The organism is Actinomycetospora sp. NBRC 106375, assembly GCF_030269665.1.
In the GTDB taxonomy this organism is placed as follows: Bacteria; Actinomycetota; Actinomycetes; order Mycobacteriales; family Pseudonocardiaceae; genus Actinomycetospora.
This window is the reverse complement of sequence record NZ_BSTS01000002.1, coordinates 1-15963: the sequence shown is the minus strand read 5'-3', so window position 1 is coordinate 15963 and position 15963 is coordinate 1. Positions and strand designations below refer to the sequence as shown.

Sequence of the window (15963 nt, the reverse complement as noted above, 5' to 3'; positions counted from 1 at the left end):
CGGGGACGCCCCTCGCTCCCTGCCGGTGGTGGATCAGCCGCCGATGATCGGCTTGCCCATCGGCATCGCCTTGCCGCCAGCCGCCTGGCCCATGGCGTCGACGAACAGGTAGACGCCCACGAGCGCGAAGGCGAACACCACGATGCCGCCGATCGCGAGCAGCCCGGTCGAGCCGCTCGCCGTGCCCAGCAGCACGAGCAGCAGGGCGGCGTCGACCAGCACGAACAGCAGCGTGAAGATCGACGGCAGGCGCAGCGACGCCAGCGTGAGCACCACGATGCCGATCAGCCACGTGAGCAGGAAGGTCTCCTGCGCCGCGGTGGCCGCACCCTCGACGGTCGCGTCGCCGAACCAGTTGTGGCCCAGGCCGAGCACGAGGAGCGGGAAGCTGATCCAGAACGCGCCGAAGATGCCGAAGATGGCGGCGACCGGCCCCTGGCCGAGGCGTGCGGCCCAGACGCAGGCGATCAGCTGGCCGATGCCGTTCGAGGCGAACAGGATCGGCACCATGCCGATGGCGGCGTTGTCCGACGAGCCCGTGAACCCGATGAGGTACAGACCGAGTGCCACGGACCCGATGACGAACGTCGGGACGCCGACCAGCGCCGGGTTGGCCGCCGCTGCTGCTGCGGCTGCCTCGTCGGCACTGCTGTCGGGTGCCGCATGCGCTGCGCCGGACTGCTCGTCGATCGTGGTCATTCCCACTCCTTCGTGAAACGTCCGCGGTGGCGTAGGGACCCGTTGCCCACCACCGTTCGGCCAGGTGGCAGCACCACGGGTACCCCGCGTGTACGACGAGTGTGAGGTGAGACACGCCCTGTGCGCACCGGGCCAGTCGGAGAGGGTCTGACGGGGAGGTCACCCGTCCGTCCGCACCATGAACCGGTTCAGGGCATGCTGCGGTCCATGAGGCCGGGGCGGGGGAGCGGGGATCTGGTGTATACGGCCGCCCGCGGCGTGGTCGGGGGCGCCGTCGGCACCGGGGCGATGAGCCTCGCGGCGCACCTCCGGCGCCGGCGCTACGCGCGGCGGCACGGCATCGCGACCACCGACGTCACCGCGATCCTCGACTACGACGACAGCGAGCACGTCGTCATCGCCGCGTCGACCCTGCTGCGCCACGTCGTCGGGTGGGCCCCGCGCTCCGAGCGCGGCCGCACGGCGCTGTTCTGGCTCGTGCACTGGGGCTACGGCTCGGTGGTCGGCGCCGGGCACGTCGCGCTGCAGAGGGTGCGCGGCGAGCCCGCCGCCGGGCTGCTGTTCCTCGGGGGTTGTCAGGCGATGGCGCTCGGGCTCTTCCCGGTCCTCGGCGACACCCCGCCGCCGTGGCGCTGGCGGCGCGACCTGCTCACGACCAGCGTCGTGCAGCACGCGATCTACGCCGGCGGCGTGGTCGCCACGAACACCGCGACGGCACGACTCGGGAGCCTCCGGCGGTGAGCGCCCCGGAGGCCCGCCCCGGCACCGCCACGCACGCGGCTCCGCGTCGCGGACACGTCGTGGTGTGCGGGCTCGAGGGGCTCGGGCTGCGGGTGGTCGAGCAGCTCGTCGCGGCCGGCCAGGAGGTGGTGGTCGTCGACGACACCGCCCCGGCCCGCACCCACCGGGCCGCGAGCGCTCTCGGCGCGACCGTGGTCGAGCGCGACGCCACCGAGGCCGGCGCGCTCGAGGCCGCCGGTCTCGACACCGCCTCGGCGGTGGTCTGCGCCGAGTCCGACGACCTGCGGGCGCTGCGCCTGGCGCTCGTGGTCCGCGAACGGCGCGACGACGTCCGCGTCGTGACCGCGCTCGCCACGGCGGCGGTCGGCCGCGCGGTGGCGGGCGGACCCGGACCGGACACAGTGCTCGACGTCGCGGCCCTGGCCACGCCGACGGTGGTCGAGGCGTGCCTGCAGAGCCCGGTGCACGAGCTCGACGTCGGCGGCCACCGGTTCCTCTCCGCGTCGACGACGGCGCCCCGGGCCGGGACGCTGCGGACCCTGTACGGGGACCTCGTGCCGCTCGCGGTGACGCCGCGCGAGGGTGACCACGACGAGGCCGCCACCGCCGTCTGCCCGAGCCGTGACCGCGCTGTCGCGCCCGGCGACCGGGTCGCGCTGCTGGGCACGCCCGGGGAGCTGGCCGCCGCGGGCATCGCGACGGACGAACCGGCGCCGGAGCGCCGGGTGACGCGCCGCGGCGGCGGCTGGGACCCGGAGGCGCGCCGGGCGGGCCACGGCCGCCTGCGCCGGGCCGCGGCCGCCCTCGTCCAGCTGGTCCGCGAGGCCGACCGGGGCCTCGGGTGGGCCCTCGTCGCGCTGCTCGGGCTGATCGTGGTGTCGACCGTGGTGCTCAGCCTGGGCTACGACGACCCGGGCATGTCGCCCGTCGACGCGCTCTACTTCACCGTCGAGTCGGTGGCCACGGTCGGGTTCGGCGACTACAGCTTCGCCGAGCAGGCGCTCTGGCTGCGGCTGTGGGCGGTGTTCCTCATGCTCGCCGGGGTCGTCGCCACGGCGATCCCCATCGCCTTCTTCACCGACATGCTCATCAGCAGGCGCCTCGCCGAGACCGCCGGGCGCCGCCGGGCGTCGGGGGCGCGCGGCCACGTCGTGCTCATCGGGCTCGGGGCCGTCGGGGTCGCCGTGCTGGAGGCGCTGCGCGAGCGCGACCGCGAGGTGGTGGTCGTCGAGCGCGACGCGAGCAACCGGTTCCTCGACCGGGCCGGTGCGGCCGGGGCGCCCGTGGTCTTCGGCGACGCGACCGACGCCGGCATCCTGCGCGCCGCCCGGGTGCCGCACGCCGCCGCGGTCGCCGTCGTCACCAGCGACGACATGGCCAACGTCGAGACCGGGCTCGCGGTGCGCGAGACGCTCGGCGAGCGCTGGACCGCGGTACCGGTGGTGCTGCGGATCCTCGACCGCGAGCTCGCGCGCACCGCCGCCGACCGCTTCGACTTCCGCTTCGTCCGCTCGGTCGCCGAGCTCGCCGCCCCGTGGTTCGTGGGCGGCGCCCTCGGGCTGGCGGTCCTCGGCACGTTCCCGGTGCACGGTCGCGCGTTCCTGCTCGGACGCCTCACCGTGGCGCCCGGCAGCGGCCTCGACGGCCTCGTGCTGCACGAGCTCGCCGCCCGCACCCGCGTCGTCGCGCTGCACCGCGCCGGCTCGGCCGTGCTCGAGCACCCGCCCCGCCGCGACACCCGCCTCGCCGCCGGCGACGAGGCGTTCCTCGTCGGCCCGTACTCGGAGCTCCTCGACGTCCTGCGCCGCCACACCGGCCGCTGAGCGAGCCCCCGGGGTGGTGGCAGCGAACGTGGCGTTCGCTGCTTCTCAGCGCACGAGATACCCGTTCGCTGCGGACCGGGCGGTGCTGCGGGACCGGGCGGCGCTGCGGGACGGGCGCCGGGGCGGGTACCGGGATAGGTTCCCGGGACCGTGGCCCCACCCCGTTCGCGCACCGCTCTCGGCCTGGCCGGCGCGTTCGTCACCGGCGCGTTCATCGTCGGGCAGGCCCGGGTCAACGCGGAGCTCGGCACCGAGCTCGGGAACGGCGTGGTCGCCGCGGTCATCTCGTTCGGTCTCGGGCTCGCGCTGCTGCTCGTGCTCCTCGCCCTCGTGCCGGCGGGCCGGCGGGGGCTGCGGCGGGTCGGGGCGGCGCGGCGCCGGGGGACGCTGCGGCCCTGGCAGCTGCTCGGGGGGCTGGGCGGCGCGCTGCTCGTCGCCGGGCAGGGGCTGACCGCCCACCTCCTCGGCACGGCGCTCTTCACCATCGCCGTCGTCGCGGGCCAGTCCGGCGGCGGCCTCGTCGTCGACCGCGCGGGGCTCGGGCCCGCCGGGCCGCAGGCGACGACACCGCCCCGCCTGGTCGGCGCGGTGCTCATGCTCGGGGCGGTCGTGCTGTCGGTGGCGCCGTCGGTGAGCACCGACGCCCCGGTGGCGCTGGCGCTGCTCCCGCTGGCCGCCGGGGTCGCCGTCGCCACCCAGCAGGCGCTCAACGGGCGGGTCGCCGCCGCCGCGGGCGGGTCCGACGCCGACGGGCACGACTCCGTCGTCGCCTCGGTGCTCCCGGCCGCGATGGTCAACTTCGTGGTCGGGCTCGTCGCGCTCGTCATGGCCGGGATCGTCGCGGTGCTCCTGGTCGGGCCGCCGAACCCGCTGCCGAGCGACTGGTTCCTCTACCTCGGCGGGCCCTTCGGCGCGATCTTCATCGGGCTCGGCGCGTGGGTCGTCGGCCAGATCGGCGTGCTGCTGCTCTCGCTGGGCGCGGTCGCGGGCCAGATCGTCTGCGCGCTCGTGCTCGACCTCGTCCTGCCCTCCGCGGCCGGGACGCCCGGGGTCACCACGGTGCTCGGGGCCGTGCTCACGCTCGTCGCGGCGGGGATCGCGTCGGCGCCGTGGCCGCGCCGGCGTCGGGTGACAGGGGACCCACGGCCCGACCTGCCATCATGAGGTCGTGACCGCGACCAAGCTGGACGGGAAGGCCACCCTCGCCGCGATCCTCGAGGACCTGCGGGTGCGGGTGGAGAAGCTCACGGCGGCGGGCCGCACCCCGGGTCTGGGGACGGTGCTCGTCGGCGACGACCCCGGGTCGCACTCCTACGTGAAGGCCAAGCACAACGACTGCGCCAAGGTCGGGATCGACTCGATCCGCCGTGACCTGCCCGCCGACGCCACCCAGGCCGACGTCGAGGCCGCGATCGACGAGCTCAACGCCGACCCGGCGTGCACGGGGTACATCGTCCAGCTCCCGCTACCGAAGGGACTCGACTCCGGCGCGGTGCTCGAACGCATCGACCCGGACAAGGACGCCGACGGCCTGCACCCCACCAACCTCGGGCGGCTCGTGCTCCAGGAGCCGGGCCCGCTGCCGTGCACCCCGCGCGGGGTGGTCGAGCTGCTGCGCCGCTACGACGTGCCGCTGAACGGCGCGAAGGTCACCGTCCTCGGCCGCGGCGTGACGGTGGGCCGCCCGCTGGGCCTGCTGCTGACCCTCCGCTCGGTCAACGCCACGGTCACTCTGTGCCACACGGGCACCAAGGACGTCGCCGCCGAGCTGCGCGCCGCCGACGTGATCGTCGCCGCGGCGGGCGTGCCCGGGCTGGTCACACCCGACACGGTCAAGCCCGGCGCCGCCGTGCTCGACGTCGGCATCACCCGCGGCGAGCACGGCCTCGTCGGTGACGTCGCGCCGGAGGTCGCCGACGTCGCCTCGTACCTCGCCCCCGTCCCGGGTGGGGTCGGGCCGATGACGCGCGGGATGCTGCTCACCAATGTCGTCGAGCGCGCGGAGCGCAGTGCCGGATGACCGTCGGATGACCAGCGTGACCCCCCGGTCGACACCGCCGGGCCCGCCGGAACCGCCACCGGGACCCCGACGGGTCCCGGAGCAGGGTCGGGTCCCGGGCGAGCCGGCGGACCACGCCACGGGTCGAGCGGGTCAGGCCGGTCCGGCGCCGAGCCGGGCGCCGGCACCTCCCGGGCCACCGGCGCCCCAGCAGCCGCCGGTCCCGCCGGATCCCCGGCACGCGCGACAGCAGTCGCCGCTGCGTCCGGTGCCGGCGCCGCCGCCCCCGCCCGACGAGAGCCCCACCGAGATGCTGCCGGCCGGGCGCCACGCCCGCCCCGCGCGGACGCCGGAGGAGAAGCGCGCGGAATGGCGGCGCAAGGTGCTCGCGCACCTGCCGTTCCTCGCGGTGATGGTCGTCGTCGCCATCGGGTTCACGCGGATCGGGATGCAGCACTGGCGCGAGGGGACCACCGAGCTCGGCGTCGCGCTCCTGGTCGCGGGCGCGCTGCGCGCGAGCCTGACCCGTACCGCGGCCGGCCTGCTCGCGGTGCGCAGCCGGCGCGTCGACATCGTCACCTACGTCCTGTTCGGACTCGTGGTCGTCGCCGTCTCCCTGACCATCACCGGGGGACCGCTCGCCTACCGGTGACCCCATCGGTGACGCCCGGCACCAGGGCGGTTCCTCGGGCGTCGTCGCCGCGGGGCCGTTGATAGCGTGCGACCAGGTCAGCAGGCGCCGACGGACGCGCCGCATGAGGAGGTCTCCCGAGTCGTGGCGAAGATCAAGGTAGAGGGCACCGTCGTCGAGCTCGACGGTGACGAGATGACGCGGATCATCTGGCAGTTCATCAAGGACAAGCTGATCCACCCGTACCTCGACATCGACCTCGAGTACTACGACCTGGGCATCGAGAAGCGCGACGAGACCGACGACCAGGTCACCGTCGACGCCGCCAACGCCATCAAGAAGCACGGCGTCGGCGTGAAGTGCGCGACGATCACGCCGGACGAGGCGCGGGTCGAGGAGTTCGGGCTCAAGCGGATGTACCGCTCGCCCAACGGGACGATCCGCAACATCCTCGGCGGCACGATCTTCCGCGAGCCGATCGTCTGCTCGAACATCCCGCGCTACGTCCCGCACTGGACCAAGCCGATCGTCGTCGGGCGTCACGCCCACGGCGACCAGTACCTGGCGCAGGACTTCAAGGTCCCCGGGCCCGGCACCGTCACCATCAGCTACACGCCCGACGGCGAGGGCGAGCCGATGGAGTTCCAGGTCGCGAAGTTCCCCGAGGAGGGGGGCGTCGCGCTGGGCATGTACAACTTCAAGAACTCGATCCGCGACTTCGCCCGCGCCTCGCTGCGCTACGGGCTGGACCGGGACTACCCGGTCTACATGTCGACCAAGAACACCATCCTCAAGGCGTACGACGGCATGTTCCGCGACACCTTCGAGGAGATCTTCGAGTCGGAGTTCAAGGCCGACTTCGAGAAGGCCGGCCTGACCTACGAGCACCGCCTCATCGACGACATGGTCGCCGCGGCGCTCAAGTGGGAGGGCGGCTACGTCTGGGCGTGCAAGAACTACGACGGTGACGTCGAGTCCGATGTCGTCGCGCAGGGCTTCGGCTCGCTCGGCCTCATGACGTCGGTGCTCATGACGCCCGACGGCACCGTCGAGGCCGAGGCCGCCCACGGCACGGTGACCCGGCACTTCCGCCAGCACCAGCAGGGCAAGGAGACGTCGACCAACCCGATCGCGTCGATCTTCGCCTGGAGCCGCGGCCTCGCCCAGCGCGGCCGTCTCGACGGCAACGACGCCCTCGTCGACTTCGCGCAGAAGCTCGAGGACGTCTGCGTCAAGACCGTCGAGGACGGCAAGATGACCAAGGACCTCGCGCTGCTGATCGGTAAGGACGCGCCCTACCTCAACACCCAGGACTTCCTGGACGCCATCGACGAGGGCCTCGCCAAGGCCGTCGCGAGCTAGCACGACCCCGCGCAGTGCCCCGTCCGATCTGCTCGGGCGGGGCCCTGCGTCGTGCGGGGGCGGCGTACCCCCGCGGGCCGGCGGGCACCCCGACGCGATCAGAGGCCGCATCCCGCCGGAGGACCCCGATCGCTGACAGACTCGCGACCATGGACGAGGCCCCGGCGTCGCGCGACATCGCTCGCGGCGTGACGCCGTCGCGGGGGCACCTCATCGGCGAGGGGCTCGCGTGGACGGCGCGCTGGAGCCTGCGCTTCCTGCTCGTCGCGGCGGCGGTGACGGTCGTCGGGTTCCTCGTCGTCGCGCTGTGGGACGTCGTGTTCCCGGTGTTCCTCGGCCTGGTGATCGCGACGGTGGTCGAGCCGCCGGTGACGTGGCTGCGCAACCGGCGGGTGCCCGGCGTGCTGGCGACCGCTCTCGTCCTCCTGCTGGGCCTGGCGGCGCTCGGCGGGATCGTCGCGCTGATCGCCCCGTCCGTGGCCGGCCAGGCGCCGCAGATCGCGCAGGGCGCCGTGGGCGGGGTCCAGCAGGTGCAGGGCTGGCTGCAGGGCCCACCGTTCAACCTCGGCGCGAGCCAGATCGGCCAGTACATCCAGGCCGCGACCCAGCGGCTCCAGGAGAGCGCCGGGCAGATCGCCACCGGCGTGCTCACCGGCCTGACCACGGTCGCCAACAGCGTCGTCAACGGCGTCCTCGCGCTGGTGCTCGCGTTCCTGTTCGTCAAGGACGGCCCGAAGTTCCTGCCCTGGCTGCACCGCTTCGCGGGTCCCACGTCCGGCGACCACCTCGCCGAGGTCGGGGCCCGCAGCTGGCTGCGCCTCGGCGGCTTCATCCGCAGCCAGGCGCTCATCGGGTTCGTCGACGCCGTGTTCATCGGCGTCGGCCTCGTGGTCTTCGGAGTGCCGCTGGCCCTGCCGCTGGCGGTGCTGACGTTCTTCGGCGCGTTCATCCCGATCGTCGGCTCGCTCGTCGCGGGCGCCCTGTCGGTGCTCATCGCGCTCGTGGTGAAGGGCGTCGGCACCGCGATCGGCGTGCTGATCCTCATCCTCGTGGTGCAGCAGGTGGAGGGGAACCTGCTCCAGCCGCTGGTCCAGGGCCGGGGCCTCGGGCTCAACTCGGCGATCGTGATCCTCGCGGTGACGGCCGGCACGAGCCTCGCCGGCATCGCCGGCGCGTTCCTCGCGGTGCCCGTGGCGGCCGTGATCGCGGAGGTCCTGCGCTACTTCGGCGAGCAGATCGACCTGCGGACCGGCGAGCAGGACAAGCCGAGCGAGGACGCCGTGGCGACGATGCAGGACGACGAGACCGAGGAGGACCGGGGCGACACGGACACCGCGGACGAGACGGGCACGTCCGGCACCTCCGGCGCCTCCGGCACCTCGGCGTCCACGCCCGGGGCCGCGGCGGGCGGGTGACCACCCGGGAGGAACCCTCCCGTCACCGCGCGGCAACATCGGTCGCCTCTACTGATTCCCCGCGACCGTCATCAGGAGGTGCGCTCGTGATCGAGCGCCTGTCGACCCACGTGCTGGACATCGCCACCGGCCGCCCGGCGGCCGGGATCCCGGCGGTGCTGCGGACCGACGACGGTGCGGTGCTGGGCGCCGGCACCACCGATGACGACGGCCGCATCGGCGCGCTCAACGACGAGGCGTTCGGGCCCGGGGACGTGACGCTGACCCTCGACGTCGAGGAGTACGTCACCCGGACCCACGGCACGGTGTTCCACCCGCGGATCACCGTGCACGTCCGGCTGGACGGGGTACGGACGCACTACCACCTGCCCGTGCTCGCCGGACCCTTCTCCCACACGACCTACCTGGGGAGCTGATCGCGGAGTGGGCATCGTCCTGGGCACCAACCAGTACGGGAAGGCCGAGGTGCGTCTGGTCCACGTGGACCGCTCGACACCGCGGCACGTCATCAAGGACCTCAACGTCACCAGCCAGCTCTTCGGTGACTTCACCGCGACGCACACCACCGGCGCCAACGACGCCGTGATCGCGACCGACACCCAGAAGAACACCGTCTACGCGCTCGCCCGCACCGGCGGCGTCGGGGCGATCGAGGAGTTCGCGCTGCGCATGGCGCGGAACTTCGTCGACCGGTACGACCAGGTCACCGGCGCCCGCCAGGAGATCGAGGAGTACGGCTGGGGGCGCATCGAGACCAGTGACGGCGGGCCGCACGACCACGCCTTCGTGCGCTCGGGCACCGAGACGCGCACGGTCGTCGTCACCAAGCGCGGCGCCGCCGAGACGGTGATCTCGGGCCTGACCGACCTCGTCGTGCTCAAGAGCACCGGCAGCGAGTTCTGGGGCTTCCCCGACGTCGAGTACACCTCGCTGGTGGAGACCACCGACCGCATCCTCGCGACCGCCGTCTCCTCCCGCTGGCGCCATGTCGGTACGGACGTCGACTGGGACACGTCGTTCGCCGCGGTCCGCCAGACGATGCTGGACTTCTTCGCCGGCACCCACAGCTACTCGATGCAGCAGACGCTGTACGCGATGGGCCAGGGCGTGCTCGAGGCGCACCCGGAGATCGCCGAGATCCGGTTCTCGATGCCCAACAAGCACCACTTCCTCGTCGACCTGTCGGCCTGGGGCCTCGAGAACCCCAACGAGGTCTGGTACGCCGCCGACCGGCCCTACGGCCTCATCGAGGCCCAGGTGACCCGCGACGACGTCCCCGCCGACGACGCCGCCTGGGCGGGCATCGCCGGCTTCTGCTGACGCACGCGGGTGTGCGAGGAATGCGGCTTTCCTGGCACGTGACGCCAGGATCGCCACACGCTCGCCTGGGCGACACGCCGACGCCCGGTCCACGGGTGCGCGCGGACCGGGCGGCGACCGTCGGGCTCAGCGCTCCAGCAGCGTCCGGCGCGGGTGGCGGACCAGCGCGGCGGTCTCGTGGCGCCGCACCCAGGCGACGACGGCGACGAGCACGAGGACGGCGGCGGGGAAGGCGGCCATCGCGACGCCCATCGTGGCGACCGTGGTGATCGTGGCGCCGACCATCAGCGCCACGCACCCGGTGGCGGCGAGCCCGGCCAGACGCGGGATCAGCAGCCCGACCACGGCGGCGAGCTCGAGCACGCCGATCGCGACGGTGCCCGCCGGGCCGATCCCCATCATCGCGAATCCGGCCACGACGGTGGGGTCGAGCGTCACCTTGCCCGACGCGGCCATCACGTAGATCGCGGCGAGCACGACCTGCAGGGCGGCGAGAGCGATGCGCGCCGCGCGGGGGCGACTGATCGACGGGGCGGAGGTCAGGGTCGCGGTGGTCATCGTGGTCTCCTCGGGCGAAGTTCAACCTGTTGGTTTGCTACTAAAACAGGACTGATTGATGCTGTCAAGGGACGATGCTGGCAGACCACCGCGGCGGGGTCCCACCGCTGCTCTAGGGTCGGCGCCGATGGATGTCGATCTCCCGGACCTGGTGGTGCGGGCCCGCCGCGCGCTGCTGCCGACCGGGGTCGCGCCCGCCGCCGTGTGCGTCCGCGACGGCCGGATCACGGCGGTCGGGGCGCCCGCGGACGCGCCGGAGGACGTGCCGGTGGTCGACCTCGCCGACGACGAGGTGCTCCTGCCCGGCCTCGTCGACAGCCACGTGCACGTCGACGAGCCCGGCCGGACGCACTGGGAGGGGTTCGCGACGGCGACGGCGGCCGCCGCGGCCGGCGGCGTCACCGCGCTCGTCGACATGCCGCTGAACAGCGTCCCACCGACCGTGACGCGCGCGGCCCTCGCGACCAAACGCGCGGCCGCGGAGCGCCGCGTCGCCGTCGACGTCGCCTTCTGGGGCGGCGCGGTCCCGCTGCGCGACGGGGAGCCGGACCCGGCCGGCCGCGTCGACCCGGACGCGATGGCCGAGCTGGTCGACGACGGCGTCGCCGGGTTCAAGTGCTTCCTCACCGACTCCGGCGTGCCCGAGTTCCCGCCCGTCGGTCCCGACGACCTCGCGCTCGCGGCGCGCACGTGCGCCGAGCTCGACGTGCCGCTCGTCGTGCACGCCGAGGACGACGGCGTCCTCGCGGCCTCCCCGACCGCATCCGCGGACTACGCGGGGTTCCTCGCGTCCCGCCCGCCCGACGCCGAGGTCGCCGCGGTCCGCCGGCTCGCCGACCTCGCGGCGGCCACCGGCGCGCGCATCCACGTCCTGCACGTGTCCGCGGTCGAGGCGGCGGGGGTCGTCGCCGGCTCGGACCTCACCGGCGAGACCTGCCCGCACTACCTCTCGCTCGCCGCCGAGGCGCTCACGAGCACGGCCGGGAAGTGCTGCCCGCCGGTGCGCGACGAGGCCAACCGCGAGGCGCTGTGGGCGGCGCTGGCCGACGGCGCGCTCGGGCTCGTCGTGTCCGACCATTCGCCGTGCCCGCCCGAGCTGAAGGCCGGCGGGTTCGACGGCGCGTGGGGTGGGGTGTCGTCGCTGGAGCTGGGCCTGCGCCTCGTGTGGACCGGCGCCGCCGCCCGCGGGCTCGGGCTCACCGACGTCGTGTCCTGGATGTCCGCCGGGCCCGCCGCCCTGGCCGGGCTGACGACCAAGGGCGCGCTCGCCGTCGGCCGCGACGCCGACCTCGTCGCCTTCGCCCCCGACGCCGCCGCCGTCGTCGACCCGGCCCGGCTGCACCATCGCCACCCCGTCAGCCCCTACGGCGGGCGGGAGCTGCGCGGGGAGATCCGTCGCGTGTGGCTGCGCGGCACCGCGCCGGGCGCCGGGCACCTGCTGACCCCCACCACCAGGGAGCGTGCGTGAGTCTCGTCGATCTCGCGGTCCGTGCCGTCGGCGGCGGGGTGGTGGCGGCCAGCGACGAGACGTTCGCCGAGAAGGAGAACCTCGTCCGCACCGCGGCACCCACCCACGCCGCGCGCACCTTCGGGCACAAGGGCCAGATCTACGACGGGTGGGAGACGCGCCGGCGCCGCGACGACCGCGGTCCCGACGGCGACGACTGGGCGGTCGTGCGGCTCGGCGTGCCGGGGCTCGTGCACGCCGTCGTCGTCGACACCGCGTTCTTCGACGGCAATCACCCGGTGTCCGCCCGTGTCGAGACGGCGTGGATCGAGGGCCACCCGTCACCCGGGGAGGCGGCGGCCGCGCCGTGGACGCCGCTGTGCGCGGGGCCCCTGTCCGGGAGCAGCGAGCACCGCTGGGAGGCCGACGCGCCCCGCGCCGCCACGCACGTCCGGCTCGTCATCCACCCCGACGGCGGCGTCGCGCGGCTGCGGGTGCTCGGCGAGGTCCTCCCCGACGTGCGGCGGTGGCGCTCGCTGGGCGTCGACCTCGCCGCGCTCGCGCACGGTGGCCGGGTGCTCGACGCGTCCGACCGCCACTACTCGCCGCCGGAGAACCTGCTGCTCCCCGGCTCGGCGGCGCACATGGGCGAGGGGTGGGAGACCCGACGGCGCCGCGACGACGGCCTCGACTGGGTCGACGTCGGGCTCGGCGCGGCCGGGCGGGTGCACCAGGTCGTCGTCGACACCACCCACTTCGTCGGCAACGCGCCCGGCAGCGTGCGGCTGGTCGGCCCCGGCGGCGCCGAGCTGCTGCCCGCCACGCCCCTGCAGCCCGACACCGAGCACTGGTTCGGCGCGCCCGAGGGCCTGGACACCGGGCTGCTCGTCGACCGCGTCCGCGTCGAGGTCCGTCCCGACGGCGGGTTCGCGCGGCTGCGGCTGTTCGGGCGCCCGACGGCCGACGCGGTCGCCGCGGCCGGGATGCGACGGTTCGACGCGCTGCCCGCCCCGGTGGCCGAGTCGGTGGTGCGCGGCTGCTGCGCCGCGCCCCGGTGGGCCGCCGACCTGGTGGCGCAGCGTCCCTTCGGTGACGTCGACGCGTTCGTCGCCGCGGCCGTGACCGGGCTGGCAGCGCTCGGCGAGGACGACCTGCGCGCGGCGCTCGCCGGTCACGCGCGGATCGGCGAGCGTGGCCAACGGGAGCAGGCCGGGGTGCTGGAGGGGGACCGGGCGGCCCTCGCCGCCGGCAACCGCGCCTACGAGGAGCGCTTCGGCCACGTCTACCTCGTGCGGGCGGCGGGGCGCACCGGCGCGGAGATGCTGGCCCTGCTGCACGAGCGCCTCGAGCACGACGCTGCCACCGAGGCCGACGTCGTGCGCCACCAGCTCGCGGAGATCACCGAACTGCGGCTGCGGGACCTGTGGGTGCCGTGAGCGCTCCTCTCGACCGGCTCGTCGCGGAGGCCGACGCGGCCTTGGCCGACGTCGACGCGGTCCTGGCGTCCGACGAGGACCGCCGCGCTGCCGCGTCCGCGCGGGGCCCGGAGCCGGTCCACGTCTGCTACGTGCCCGCCGACCGGGTGTCGGCGACGACGGCACAGGCGTGGGGAACCGCGGCGCTCGAGGCGCTGGACACGTGGTCGGGGCTGGTCGGCGACGTGGGCGAGGACCTGCCGGCGGTGCTCCCGCGGGTGCGTCGGGTCCTCGGGTCCTGCCCGGTCGCCGACCTGCGCGCCGACCTCGAGGACGGCTACGGCCACCGCGGCGACGACGTCGAGGACGCGGACGCCGCCCACGCCGGCGCGGCGGTGGCGGCGGTGCTCGCCGGCGAGCGCGCACCGTGGCGGGCCGGGCCGCGCGTGAAGTCGATGGAGGCGGCGACCCGGCGGCGCGGGCTGCGGTCGTGGGCGCTGTTCCTGGACGCCTTCCTGGACGCGGGCGGCGACCCGGGCCGGCTGCGGGTGACGCTGCCGAAGGTGTCCGCGCCCGAGCAGGTCGCGGCGTTCGTGGCGGCGTGCGCGTCGTTGGAGACCTCTCGTGGTCTCGACCCGATCCCCGTCGAGATCCAGGTGGAGACGCCGCGGGCCGTGCTCACCGGGGTGACGTCGCTGATCGACGCCGCGGGCGGGCGCTGCGCCGGCCTGCACTACGGCACGTACGACTACTCGGCGGCGTTGGGTATCGCGCCCGACCAGCAGCGCGCCGACCACCCCGCGGCCGAGCACGCCAAGGCGGTCCTGCAGGTGGCGGGCGCCGCGCTCGGCGTGCCGGTGTGCGACGGGTCGAGCGCGCTGCTGCCCGTGGGGTCCGCGTCCGACGTGCTCGAGGCCTGGCGGGCGCAGGCCCGGATCGTGCGCCGCGCGCTGGAGCTGGGCATCGGCCAGGGCTGGGACATGCACCCCGGCAACGTCCCGATCCGCCTGGCCGTCGTCCACGCCGTGCACCGCGCCGGCGCCCCGCGCGCCGTGGAACGCCTGCGCGCCTACCGCGAGGGCGCCGCCTCCGGCGTGCTCGACGAACCGGCGACCGAACGCGCCCTCGTGGCCTTCCTGCGCCGCGGCCTCGCCTGCGGGGCCCTGGACGCCGACGAGGTCGCGGGGTTGGCGTGATGTCAGCGAAGTGCCGTCACAGACGCTCAGCGTCCGTATCGGTACTTCGATCATGAAGGAGTCAGGGCGAGCTCGTACGACTGCCCGAGCGTCTCGACACCGAAGTCGGAGTGGCTCTCCTCGCCGGTCAGCGTGAACCCGGCCTCGAGGTAGAGCCGCCGGGCCGCGGCGAGCGGCGCGTTGGTCCACAGCACCATGCGCCGGTAGCCGGCGTCGCGGGCGAAGTCGACGCACGCCGTCACGAGCCGGCGGCCGACGCCGTGGCCGCGGGCGTCGGGGTCGACCAGCAGCAGGCGCAGCTGGGCCGTCGCGTCATCGCGCTCGACGCACAGCACGCTGCCGACCCGGACGCCGTCGAGCTCGGCGATCCACCCCGCGTCCCGTCCGGGCCGCGCCTGCATCGCGTACGCCGCCACGATCGGCGCCGTCACCGCGTCGATGGCCCACCCGTACTCGGCGGCGTAGCGCTCGCCGTGCGCCATGAGCACCCAGCCGAGATCGCCCGGCGCGCCCAGCTCGCGGATCGTGACCTCACCCATGCCGACCTCCTCACTGAAACGACTGTTTCAGTGAAGCACACTGAGCGTGTGGCGCTACAGACACCAGATGTCCGCGGTGGCCCACCGCTGACACGCCGGTGACCCCCCGGGAAGGGTCGGCGCGGCAGCAGGAGCTGCTCGACGCGGCGTACGGCTGGGTCCTCGAGCACGGGTGGGCGGGGATGAGCCTGCGCCCGCTGGCCGAGGCGATCGGGTCGAGCCCGCGGGTCCTGCTCTACCTGTTCGGCAGCAAGGACGGGCTCGTGCGCGCGCTGCTCGCCCGCAGCCGGGCCGACCAGCTCGCCGTGCTCGACGCGCTCGGTGGTGCGGCGGACCTGAAGACGGTCGGCGCGCGGGTGTGGGCCTGGCTCGCCGCCGAGGAGCACCGCGCGCTGCTGCGGCTATGGCTCGAGGCGTACACGCGCTCGGTCGGGGACGCCGACCACGGGCCCTGGGCGGGGTTCGCGGCGCAGACCGTCGCCGACTGGGACGCCCTGCTGGCGGAGCACCAGTCGCTCGACCGTCCCGCCGAGCGCGCCCTGCTCCTCGCCGTCCTTCGCGGGGCGCTGCTGGACCTCCTCGCGACCGGCGACAAGCCCCGTCTCGACGCCGCCGTCGCCGCGCACCTCGAGGCCATGTGACGTCCCCGTGACGACTGTCGGCGAGGGCTTCTCGGCGCCCGCCGGGCTCCCTAGTGCGTTGACCACGAACGTTTGCCGGGTCATGCGGCTCGGGGTCGGCCCCAGCGGTGTTGTCGTTCGCTGCGGATGCGGGCGCGTTCGCGGCGTTGAGCGGCCAGGACGTCGGGGTGGCGGGCG

16 protein-coding genes are annotated in these 15963 nt (G+C 74.7%); 13 read left to right on the top strand and 3 right to left on the bottom strand.

Going from position 1 to position 15963, the window contains the following annotated elements; translation table 11 throughout:
- Positions 1-33 precede the first annotated feature (33 nt).
- Entirely contained in the window at positions 34-699 is a 666-nt protein-coding gene (locus QSK03_RS03560) for a GPR1/FUN34/YaaH family transporter (RefSeq protein ID WP_285648611.1), read from the bottom strand.
- A gap of 237 nt (positions 700-936) precedes the next feature.
- Here QSK03_RS03560 and QSK03_RS03555 point away from each other — a divergent pair, with 237 nt between their 5' ends.
- The 9 genes from QSK03_RS03555 to pucL all read left to right on the top strand — a co-directional run bounded on the left by QSK03_RS03555 (position 937) and on the right by pucL (position 9990).
- The gene (locus QSK03_RS03555) at positions 937-1440 is read left to right on the top strand and encodes a hypothetical protein (protein ID WP_285648610.1); all 504 of its coding nucleotides are present in this window, start codon (positions 937-939) and stop codon (positions 1438-1440) included.
- Complete coding sequence (locus QSK03_RS03550; protein WP_285648609.1) at positions 1437-3263, top strand: NAD-binding protein; 1827 nt, start codon at positions 1437-1439, stop codon at positions 3261-3263. The genes QSK03_RS03555 and QSK03_RS03550 overlap by 4 nt, the downstream gene beginning before the upstream one ends.
- Positions 3264-3413: 150 nt before the next feature.
- Complete coding sequence (locus tag QSK03_RS03545) at positions 3414-4427, top strand: DMT family transporter (protein WP_285648608.1); 1014 nt, start codon at positions 3414-3416, stop codon at positions 4425-4427.
- A 4-nt stretch (positions 4428-4431) separates the two neighbouring features.
- Complete coding sequence (locus QSK03_RS03540) at positions 4432-5283, top strand: bifunctional methylenetetrahydrofolate dehydrogenase/methenyltetrahydrofolate cyclohydrolase (protein ID WP_285648607.1); 852 nt, start codon at positions 4432-4434, stop codon at positions 5281-5283.
- A gap of 247 nt (positions 5284-5530) precedes the next feature.
- Complete coding sequence (locus tag QSK03_RS33085) at positions 5531-5914, top strand: DUF3017 domain-containing protein (protein WP_352231937.1); 384 nt, start codon at positions 5531-5533, stop codon at positions 5912-5914.
- A 123-nt stretch (positions 5915-6037) separates the two neighbouring features.
- A complete protein-coding gene (locus tag QSK03_RS03530) occupies positions 6038-7255 on the top strand; it encodes an NADP-dependent isocitrate dehydrogenase (RefSeq protein WP_285648606.1) in 1218 nt (405 codons plus the stop codon).
- 149 nt (positions 7256-7404) lie between these two features.
- Positions 7405-8670, top strand: coding sequence for an AI-2E family transporter (locus QSK03_RS03525; RefSeq protein WP_285648605.1), 1266 nt, complete (start codon positions 7405-7407; stop codon positions 8668-8670).
- Between the two features lie 86 nt (positions 8671-8756).
- Positions 8757-9086 (top strand): hydroxyisourate hydrolase, encoded by a 330-nt coding sequence (locus QSK03_RS03520; RefSeq protein ID WP_285648604.1) that lies wholly within the window; start codon positions 8757-8759, stop codon positions 9084-9086.
- A 7-nt stretch (positions 9087-9093) separates the two neighbouring features.
- Positions 9094-9990: a factor-independent urate hydroxylase gene (pucL, locus tag QSK03_RS03515; RefSeq protein ID WP_285648603.1), complete on the top strand. Its 897-nt coding sequence runs from the start codon at positions 9094-9096 to the stop codon at positions 9988-9990.
- Between the two features lie 126 nt (positions 9991-10116).
- Here the strand turns inward: pucL and QSK03_RS03510 are convergent, their stop codons facing one another.
- Entirely contained in the window at positions 10117-10548 is a 432-nt protein-coding gene (locus QSK03_RS03510; protein WP_285648602.1) for a DoxX family protein, read from the bottom strand.
- Positions 10549-10675: 127 nt separating this feature from the next.
- On the opposite strand from QSK03_RS03510, the gene allB reads away from it, so the two are divergent.
- The 3 genes from allB to QSK03_RS03495 are packed head-to-tail and all read left to right on the top strand — an operon-like array spanning position 10676 to position 14606.
- Positions 10676-12016 (top strand): allantoinase AllB, encoded by a 1341-nt coding sequence (gene allB / locus QSK03_RS03505; protein WP_285648601.1) that lies wholly within the window; start codon positions 10676-10678, stop codon positions 12014-12016.
- Positions 12013-13431 (top strand): allantoicase, encoded by a 1419-nt coding sequence (alc, locus tag QSK03_RS03500; RefSeq protein ID WP_285648600.1) that lies wholly within the window; start codon positions 12013-12015, stop codon positions 13429-13431. Before allB ends, alc begins: the two co-directional genes overlap by 4 nt.
- On the top strand, positions 13428-14606 hold the full coding sequence (locus QSK03_RS03495) for a DUF6986 family protein (RefSeq protein WP_285648599.1): 1179 nt from the start codon (positions 13428-13430) through the stop codon (positions 14604-14606). Before alc ends, QSK03_RS03495 begins: the two co-directional genes overlap by 4 nt.
- A 50-nt stretch (positions 14607-14656) precedes the next feature.
- Here the strand turns inward: QSK03_RS03495 and QSK03_RS03490 are convergent, their stop codons facing one another.
- A complete protein-coding gene (locus QSK03_RS03490) occupies positions 14657-15145 on the bottom strand; it encodes a GNAT family N-acetyltransferase (RefSeq protein WP_285648598.1) in 489 nt (162 codons plus the stop codon).
- A 98-nt stretch (positions 15146-15243) separates the two neighbouring features.
- On the opposite strand from QSK03_RS03490, the gene QSK03_RS03485 reads away from it, so the two are divergent.
- Entirely contained in the window at positions 15244-15786 is a 543-nt protein-coding gene (locus QSK03_RS03485; RefSeq protein WP_285648597.1) for a TetR family transcriptional regulator, read from the top strand.
- Positions 15787-15963: the final 177 nt, after the last annotated feature.